Below are 9,857 nucleotides of genomic sequence, written 5' to 3'. Positions count from 1 at the left end.
CCATGCCCTCATGCAGGAGGGCTAGCCGCTCAAAAAGCGTGCGCGCTTCCGATGCTCAGGCTGCTCAATTTCCGATGATCTTTTTGCTCAAATCCTCTTGACGAAACACAGGAAGAGCTTTGCGCCGCCGGCAATCCGCACGTACTGCAGATCAAGCTGCTCGGAGACGACTCGCGCGAGCCATCCAGCTGGAAGCTGTTTGCCGACGGCACATGCGTTGCGGACGGATCCGGCGCCTTTGCCCGCGAGTGCTTCTGGGAGGGCGCTAAGGTGTTTTTGGACCTGTGTCGCGATGCCGTGCGCGCGGCCGAGCTGCGCCAGTGGAGCCAGAGGGAGTACGAGCTGCTGAGTGCGGCCCGCGGGATTGCGGGGGTGTAGGCAAGTTTTCGATAATTGCATTTTCTGATATGTCGAGGTGATGCAAAAATCGAGCTTACATTCCAACGTATCCGGAATCAATTTCCATTATGCACTCGGATATTATCCTATCGCACATATTGCAAGCAAAAATATCACCAGATTCCGCCTGAGACATACCTGGACAATGTGGACAGAAATCCCGGGTTTTACAGGATGTACATTCCCTCGTGTTATCCCATCTCAGAGACTCCATCACTGTTTTTCTTGCTGGACTATTCCAAGCTTGCCTTACTGTACCGGTCTTGATATTGCCAAGAACATTTTTTAGGGACACACAGGGATGTATCTGCCCGCTGGGATCAATAGAGATCGAGGTGACTCCCGCACCACACATGTACTCAGTTCTTTCGAGTCCCGAAGCAGAAACGTCAATTGAGAAATAGTTACTACGGATCGCCGAAATCGCAGTCCTAATAGCAGCCTTGTCGCCAATGAAGTACTCCATGGGTTTGTCGCTGCCATCGTTGCGCGAAATAAGACTCGCACTAACGCGGTATTCCACTCCAAGCTTTTCGGCGAGATCGATAACGTTAGGAAGATCAAGATGATTGATCGATAGAAGCATAACATTGAGAACCACAGGAACATCGAGCTCCCGAAGCCGCTTTATAACATGAATTGTCCTGTCGAATGACCCAGGTTTACATGTAATCGCATCATGCACGTTCGGATTTGAGCCATACAGACTAATGAAAAATGCCCTAGGCCTAGCTTTCGCCAAGCGCACCATCAGCGCATCATTCTCGTAGAGAAATAATCCATTGGTGTATACGTCGCAGACGAACCCGCGTTCTCTCGCATAGAAGAAAACATCGGGGAATTCTCTATGCACAAATGGGTCTCCACCAGTAAAAGCGAGATGCATACAACCCATTTCGCATAGCTCATCGATTGCACCACGGTAGTCTTCAAAATCAATTACACAATGCGACTGCGTGGCACCAGGGAAATGAGCGTAACAATGTACACAGCTTTCATTGCACGCATAAGTCATCTCAAAGGTCGCTGAGTAAATCTGATCGCACGGCTCCAAGCATCGCATAACTTCGCCCTCAATATCATCATCCGGCTTGGCGAAATTCCCCGACACAGCTTCAGCCTCGCTGTAGCCTCCATCAAGAAGGATAATGCCCATTTCATAAAGCTCGTCAACAAAGGAACACACATCACTGATGACTTCACCGCTATCACAGTCGTATTGCTGTGCGATATATCTGGCAATGTCAACAAGCTCACAAGACTGCTCATTGGCAATCTTATGCCATATATCAGCCGCCACGTTCTCAAGCGTAAGCATCTGCCGCGTGCGTAAATCGTATAGAACGGTAAAGGGTTCGTATTCCCTCCAGCAGATATCATTCGGTGAGTAAGAAATCCGCATCACGCCTCCAAACAGAAAGACGCCCGTCCCGTAGGGCAGGCGTCTTTTCAATCAATCTGACCGCAAATACTACGCACGCAGGCAATGGGAGCGGCCGGAGCCGCCACGAGAGCAAGACATGGAGGTAATAATCGCAACCGAGCCCTTCTTTGAAACCTGAGGCTTGACGTAGGCCTTCTTCATGTGGATCACCTTTCATTGAATGACGACGCGAGCACATTCTCCACGTCAAACCAATGGTATGTCCGATACGGCGAATAAACAAGAGCGTTTTGCGGCGTTAGGTTTAATTGGGAAGAGGCCAAGCGTTACTGAGCTGCGCATTTCTTATTTAATTATTTAATTATTTAATTTAATGAAAAACGCGCCTGTTTACCTGCGAATATGCATGGCAATCAAACGAATTAACTTTTTTCATCCAGAAATAGCAGGTAGATAGCATAGTTTCATCTAATTTGCTCAGGCTGATCAGACGACGCACCCTCTTCTCGCCTTTTGGCTTCCGACGAAACAGCTGAACATCGCGACAGCCATACGACTAAACTGGCGCTCACCTCATGTAATCAACCGTTCGCGTAATCGATTTTGTTGCTCAATAAATTGGCAGGTAGCGTCCGTACAATTAATTATTAGTCAGTCATCTGTCTTGGCAGTGTTGAAAGGAACCGCTCATGGGCTTCACACTCGCATCGCGTAAAGTTACGAGTATCTCGGAATGCGTTCGTAAGGAAATGATTACCTACGTGGAGTACGACGGGCCATCTCCAAAACGAGCAATTACCTATCCTCAATACCTCGTAGACGAAGACAAGATAACGCGAATCGATACCACTACCTTCCCCGAAATCGGCGGCCTCCCGGTAACACTCGAAGGCAAAACCAAAGAAGAATACGAAGGTATTTTTGGCCGACTCGTCGTTATGAAAACCAACGTTGATGTCGACCAGTTCATGGAGAATAACTACTATCCCATCTGGAACATCATCGCTACAACTCAATTGCCAATTACAACTGGAAGCCGGGACGCAGCAACATCGACTTTGTCGAGTTCAGAAAAAGCCAAATCTCATCACGCCTTGTTCAGATTATTTCCGCAGACGACGGGCTGATCGATTTCAGCCAACCGCTCGTCAGCACCATTCATCCGTCTGTTTCACAGGCAATGCCGCTCACCAAGTACATCATGCTGCGCCAGGAAATAGACGACCAGCCTTACCTCTACGGGCCATTCGAGATTGAGCAAAAAGCACCCGGCGTCTATTCCATCAAGGCCGTTCAGTCTTTTGACGAGTACATTTTTGCCGAGAAAGCGGCGAGCTTTACCTTTAAGCTCACCGTAAACGATGGAGAGGGCAATCCCTATGCACGCCTTCTCGACATCGACGAAATCAAAACTCGATTTACATCCAGCAATCGCAAGTATGACTGGATGCCCAATGAAACGGTTTTGAGCGCCATCGCTCGAGTTTCACGCACCACGGAAGTCGGCCTTTCGAAAAACGAAGCCCGTAATCTTAAGACGGCAATCGAGGCCTGCACCGACCTGGAAACGAAGATCGTCACGACCCCAGAGCGACGCAAGCGCATGCTCACCGCGCTGAGCAAGTACGAAGAGTGGTCGACTCTTTCCGACAACCGCAAGCGCGAAATTATCGATACCGTCTCTAGCGAGCAGCTCGCACAGTACGTTCTAGATGACGAGCACTTTGCAGAGTTCTATGACAAGGTCAAAGAGAACGAGCAAATCCGCCAAGAGGTCGCGCGCCGTCAGGCTGACCTGGAAAAACAAATCCAAAGAGCCCAAGAAGAAACTGCTCAAGCAGAGCAGCGAGCTCGTGACGCCAAGGCGGCCGCCGATGAGGCGGAAGCCAGCCGCGACGAGGTCAAAAAACGAATCGTAGCCGAGACGGAAGCGGAACTCACCGGACGCAAAGCGGAGCTCGATAAGACGCTCGAGGACCTCAGGAGCGCGAAAGCAGATCTCGAAAACCTAGAAGAAGGCAAGGTCCTTGCCAAGCGAGCCATTAAAAATGTCGTCGAGTCGTTTAAGGATGAGATGACCGCGAGCGAAAAGCTCCTCGAGTCGACCGTCGTTCGCGAGATTCTGGGAGCGGTCAATCCCGTACCGTCGGGAACCGCCCCCTTGGCAAACCCGCAACAAGCAAATGAAGTAGCCCCCACTTTGGCCATGCCCGCCATGCTGTCCGACGATAAGCTTTCAGCTTCGGACCTTTTAGACCGTATGAGCGATACCGTCATCAATCGAGCTGGACGCGACTTTACCCGCAACGATATCGCCAACCTTATGATCTGCCTTACACAAGGCTATATCACTACCTTTGCCGGCATGCCGGGCACGGGCAAGACGAGCCTCGCGGGAATACTCGCCGGAGCCTTGGGGCTTACCCAGCCCCAAGCAAACCGCTTCTGCGAGGTCTCAGTCGAGCGCGGATGGACCAGCTACAAGGACTTCATCGGCTTCTACAATCCCTTTATGGAGCGCGTGGAGCCTGCAAACGCTGCCGCCTACCAGGCCTTTGAGCAACTCGATGCCGAGCAACAACTCAAAGACCTCACCCCCACCCCCTACATCATGCTCCTAGACGAAGCAAACCTTAGCTCGCTCGAGCACTACTGGTCACCGTTCCTCCTAGCGTGCGACAAGTTTAGGAACCGTCCCACGGTGCTCTCCCTTGGCGGCGGGCACGCCTTTACGACCCCTTCCTGGCTGCGCTTTATCGCGACGGTCAACTTTGACCACACAACCGAAGAGCTCTCTCCCCGCTTCCTCGACCGAAGCTGGGTCATTATGCTCGACGCGCCGGACACTCCCCTGGATATCGATGACATTCAGAGCGAAGAGCACGACTTTTCCGACGAGCCCGCCGTCCCCCTCTCGACGATCGAATCCGCATTTGGAGTCCGCGAAACGCAGATGCCCGCTGGCCTTGCGGCGAAATTCCAGGAAGTGCTCACATGCTGCGCTACATCCAATCATCCCGTAAGCCCGCGCTCCCAGCTCATGATGCGCAATTACATCGTTACCGCGAGCAACCTTATGGATACCTCTTCGGCATCGACCACCTATGATCCGGTCGATTTTGCCGTCGCCCAAAAGGTCCTGCCTCAAATCTGCGGAACAGAGGATCGCGTGAGAAACCTGCTCGATGGCCTGGGAGCCATAACCGGCCTTCCCAAGACAAAGCAGCGTATCGAGCACATTCTCGAGGTTGGTGGAGACAGTGGCTTCTACCAGTTCTTCGCTTAAAGCCTGCTCGATCCGGCTTATCCTGCGCGACCCCCGTAACCCTTCCGCTCCCCTGTCGTTTGAGATGCACGAGGGTCGCAGGACACCTGGCTTGGGTGAAATAGACTACAGCGCGGCGATCGTCGACCGCGCCCAGTATGAGCTGTCACTGTTTACCGACTGCAACCTGGGCGCAGTCAAGATAATGCTGCGTATTAACGAGGACGAGCACCAGTGGCGCTGCATCATGCCGGAGCAGGCTGGCAGCAGTTATGTTTATCGACTTGACCCCTCCAATGGAAATAACAATTGGAGACCGTTCTCGGATACCTATGGGTTTGCAACCGTCGAAGCTCGCATCTATTCGTGTCAGCGCCGCTTTGAGCCGTTCGCGGTAAAGACAAAAGAAATCCCTTGCACCAGCACTATTAGCAATCAGCGCCAGTATGTCGTGGGATTGCTAGATGAACTTGCCGGGCAGGAACTTGCCACGCCCATTGGGTGGATGCTATCGGCGGGAAACACTCAGGACAGCGACTTCCTTGGAAATGCGGAGGGCTCAGGAGCAAACAGCCTTCGATCGTTCGTTTTGCTTGCCGAGACAATCCTTGCCGGTATCGAAGTGGAGCTTCCCAACTTTAAAACACGGCCATATACCAAAACCGATCGATCGGAGCAGCTCGTCACCGCCGAAAAGTTGCGGCAGATCGGTCGAAATGAAATCGAATGGCTTTACAAAAACCCCGACCGGCTGTTCCCCGTGCGCCAGAGTACCGCTATCCGTATGCAGGGACGCAACTGGTATAGCCGCAAGATTCAAACAAAACAGACCGTCCGCTCGTGCGATACGTACGAGAACAGGTCCGTCGTTTCTTTTATCTCGCACGTTTCCCGCACGCTCGCGCAGGTAATCGCGGGCATCAATCAAAAGCTGGATGCCCTTCAAGAAGCGAAAAACAGGCTGTCTGGGATACAGGGCACCGAGGGACACCTCATTCCCGTCATGATTATCGATGCGCAGATTGAACGCGACCAGCCTTTGCTGTCAAAGCTCCAAGCACAGAGAACTCGTGCACAGCGCTTTTATAGGCTCCTTTCCGAAGCCATGCCGGCCGCCGTTTCCGACACGTTCCAGATGCCTCGCAAAACCAAGATCTTCCAGGAAATACCCCATTACGCGCGCCTTTTTCAGCTCATGCGCGCGTGGGACGCTTTTGGTGAATTTGATTTTGCGCGCGAAGGTCTCATCTTGAGCATGCATCGCGTCTCGCGCCTTTACGAGCTGTACTCGCTCGCCTCTCTGCTCCGTTGGTTTGACTGCCAGGGATATACACCGGACAGCTCGTACGCAGCTCCCTTTGAGCGAGTTGAGCGAACTCAGGAATACGGGATGCCCAACAACGAACGAGAAGTCGCAAACGTCTACCGCCTACAGCGTGGAAGCGAACGGGTCACGCTGTGGTATCAGCCCGTGCTCTATGGAAACGACCGAGAATTCGCCGGCCTTGGCGCGCATCGCCTGCTCGCAAATGATTTGTTTGATCAGCAGCCAAGTGACTCCTACTGGACGCCCGATTTTGCCCTGAGCTTCAAAGATGCCGACCGAGATTCGCTGTTTTTACTCGATTCCAAGTTCACGTCTGTCGAGAATGCAAAAGAGCAACGCTTCAATCCCTGCCTCAACAAATACCGTTTTCAAACCATTCGTTCCAACGGCATGCCCATCGATAGCGTGTGGCTCCTTTGCGGACAGGCACCCGAGGCAGCTTGCGTCCCAACGGGAGCAATGTCCTGGGCCCGCCAGCAGGGCATCCCCCCTATCGGAGGACTGGCGGCGTTCTCGCCCTTTGGAAACTCTATTGACCAGATGATGCAGTGTCTGGGAATTGCGAAGGGCGCTACGATCGAGAATGTCATGCAGGCTGCCGAGAACGTTGTTGAGGTAAGCCCTGAGCCGCAATGGGAACCGTTTGCTGCAACTACGGCGATGCCGGAGAATCCGGCGGTGCCTGTTCAGGTCGAAATTGAACAAGTGGTGGAGCCTGATCCTGCAGAGCCTGTGCGCGAACCGGAACCGGAACCCGAGGAGTCCATCGAGGTCTCGGCGGTCGTTGAAGCCGAGCCTGTGGTAGAGGCAACCGATGCGGTCAAGGCGCCCGCGGAGGAAGCTGGCGCAGCCAATCCCGCTGAGCCCGACAAGCCCGCAAACCCCAAAAAGGAGAAGAAGCGCAAGCCGAAAAGCAAGGCTAAGCCAAAGCGCCCCGCTGGGCCGGCAATAGACACTGCCGAAGTTCGACGGATGCTGCTCCAGATTATCGACGGGACGCCTGACAGACGTGCGCTTTACGACCAGCGGTGCTCATTCGACACCTTGGGTATTAGCCATCCGCTGCTTCGCGACAAAATACCGGCGGGCCGCGAAGGTAAGTTCTACGATGTAGAGCCCATCACCGTTGACGGAAAGGACGCTTTTATCTTTAAGGCCTGGACGCCGATGAATGTGAATCAGATCAAGCGCGCCTGCGCCCGATTGGCGAAAGAGCGAGCTGGTGATTGATGTTGCAGGTAGATACCTGGTGTAAAAGGATGTTGAAGGCAGCGAAGGCCGGGAATTAGATTCCCGGCCTTCAACCTAGCACTGCTTTATGAGATCGAGCACCGCGGGGATATCGTCAGCGCTACGGAGTGCAACATAGGTCGGCATACCCGGCCCAAATCCGCCCTGCGTGCGCTTGTCCTGGCACATGGCCTCCGGGTCAATCAGCTCGTCCACACTCTTTGCCAGGCCGACGGCAATCCAACCACCGTTGCTGGTCCTGCCTTCTAGCACGGCATGCAGTTTTCGCTTGCCCGACCTGAAGCCTACATAGTACTTGGCTATATAGGACTCCCACGAAGGGTTACCACTCAGAACGGATTCGCGTACCGCATCGAAAAGCTTCTGGTTGAGTCCGCCTTCAGCAAAAGTGGGGTGATTCTCCTGCAGAGTCCAGACAGGAGCCTCGTCAGACTCCCCGCGAGAGGGGCGATACTTGTCGACGACATCTGCCGGAAGGTCGGGGTACTTCCATATCTCGCACGCTTCTTTCGCCAGCTCGTCCGCGCGCTGCCCAATCTCCTCCTCGCCCCATTTTTCATGCGAGGCGATCGACTTGTTCAGGTGGAGCGGACTGCACTTAAGCCCCACGCCAGGAAGATTGAGCTTGTCCGAGAACGACCGGTTTGAGTACTCCTGGTTGTAGCCCGTCAGCGTAAGATTTCCCAAGTTGTTGCACAGCCTGTCGTGGATGTCTTCCCAGTTCTCGCCAAGCGATTCCTTCCAGCCGTGCTCATCATCGATCGTCTGGGGCATGATGTGCTCGATCTGGTATTCGTCGGCTGAGATGGGCTCCTTCGGGTGGTGCCAGTTCTCCATGCGTTCCAGGTAATAGCGCTTTTTGGAGAAGCGGTTGTAGCAGTCGCGCGTCTTAAACTCCTCGACAAAATACTCGTCTGTCGGGAAGTACGCAGTCATGCCACTGCCATGGATAAGGAGCATCGCCGTAACGTACTCCTCTATATCGTCCTGCTGCTCAAGATTGCGATACATGCCAGCAAAGAAATTATTTAGGCCCGTGGTAAGCCTGCCGCAAACCGCACGCCTGAACAGGAACGACTCGATAGTCTCGCAGATACGAAGAAACGCATTGCGGCTTAGCCCATTCCCCTCGTAAACCGAGTAAAGCAACATTAAGAGGGGCCTTATCTGCTTCACGTCGAGGCTTACGATTCTGCCGAACACTCGGCGCAGTCCGTCGTCCTTCTCCTTACCAAGGAACAGGCTGGCGTATCTATGTGCATACCCGCGCAGCTCCTTAAGCAGGCCCTCGGTGTCACCATCGTAGTCGTCGGTGAAATAGCGCTTAAACTCGTAGTAGGCCTCGTTCTCCTTCGGCATCCTATTGGGAACTTTAAGCCACAGCCAGTACCAGATAAATGCATTGAACTCGTCCTCGCCGCCTTTTCCGAACGAGTGCTCGAGTGGATGCCAGTAACCCTCGTAAAGCTTGGTCTGTTCGTCGCTGGGAAGCGACATTAGAACGTAGTTACGGATGAGGTCAATGGGCGTGAGCGGCTTGCCCTTGGAGTTCATGGACTCAAATATGAGCTGGGCATTGTCAACGCCAGCGGTGAGCTTAGTGTCGATGACCTGCACGCGGTTTAGCCCCGCCCAAAGCCTTGCCGGATCAAATGATTTACCACGCATCTTCTCGCGGAAGAACGCATGGTTCTCGACGATCCGATCCGATTTTTCATCTGGCACGGGAGACCCAGACACGATGGAGAACAGCGTCTCTTTATCGTCCTGCGAGAGCACCAGCTTGTAGCGTGCCAGACCGTTGTAGTCGTCATCGTTAAAGAGGTAGTTCTTCCGAAGCGCTGAGATCTTGAGGTCGCCAAGGAAGCCGGCCTTGTCGGGGTTGTTCTCTAGATAGTCAGCCAAGGCAGCGATCATCAACGAAAACGTCGTCATGCGCTGCTGCCCGTCAATTAGAAGCACGCGCGAAATGCTCGTGGCAGAACTCTCGGACTCGGGGATATAGAGCATCGACCCCACGAAGTGCGATACGCCATCACGACCCGCTCGCATGACGTCATCCCAAAGCACCTCGCACTCTTTTACACTCCACGAGTAAACTCGCTGGTACACGGGAATGACGAACTGCATCTTCGCCACGCCCATAAGGTCGAGTAGATTTGCCTCGGTTGCTTTCATTTACGCTTGCTCCCTCTTCTTGTTCTTATGACCTTAAATGAGTCTTCGACGGG

Annotated in this window: 5 protein-coding genes; 3 read left to right on the top strand and 2 right to left on the bottom strand. The window is 53.5% G+C overall.

Going from position 1 to position 9,857, the window contains the following annotated elements:
• Window positions 1-433: 433 nt before the first annotated feature.
• A complete protein-coding gene (locus tag ACTQZF_RS04950) occupies window positions 434-1,801 on the bottom strand; it encodes a PqqD family peptide modification chaperone (RefSeq protein ID WP_441554695.1) in 1,368 nt (455 codons plus the stop codon).
• A gap of 671 nt (window positions 1,802-2,472) precedes the next feature.
• Here ACTQZF_RS04950 and ACTQZF_RS04945 point away from each other — a divergent pair.
• From ACTQZF_RS04945 to ACTQZF_RS04935, 3 genes are read left to right on the top strand one after another with little or no spacing between them, the layout of a single operon-like run.
• A complete protein-coding gene (locus ACTQZF_RS04945) occupies window positions 2,473-2,910 on the top strand; it encodes a hypothetical protein (RefSeq protein ID WP_441554694.1) in 438 nt (145 codons plus the stop codon).
• 53 nt (window positions 2,911-2,963) lie between these two features.
• Window positions 2,964-5,069, top strand: coding sequence for a hypothetical protein (locus ACTQZF_RS04940; protein WP_441554693.1), 2,106 nt, complete (start codon window positions 2,964-2,966; stop codon window positions 5,067-5,069).
• The gene (locus tag ACTQZF_RS04935; RefSeq protein ID WP_441554692.1) at window positions 5,044-7,605 is read left to right on the top strand and encodes a DUF2357 domain-containing protein; all 2,562 of its coding nucleotides are present in this window, start codon (window positions 5,044-5,046) and stop codon (window positions 7,603-7,605) included. The genes ACTQZF_RS04940 and ACTQZF_RS04935 overlap by 26 nt, the downstream gene beginning before the upstream one ends.
• A gap of 75 nt (window positions 7,606-7,680) precedes the next feature.
• Here ACTQZF_RS04935 and ACTQZF_RS04930 read toward each other — a convergent pair whose 3' ends face one another.
• On the bottom strand, window positions 7,681-9,804 hold the full coding sequence (locus tag ACTQZF_RS04930) for a GmrSD restriction endonuclease domain-containing protein (RefSeq protein ID WP_441554691.1): 2,124 nt from the start codon (window positions 9,802-9,804) through the stop codon (window positions 7,681-7,683).
• Window positions 9,805-9,857: the final 53 nt, after the last annotated feature.

This window comes from Collinsella sp. LCP19S3_H3, assembly GCF_052119145.1.
Lineage (GTDB): Bacteria > Actinomycetota > Coriobacteriia > Coriobacteriales > Coriobacteriaceae > Collinsella.
This window is presented reverse-complemented; position numbering and strand designations above follow the sequence as displayed.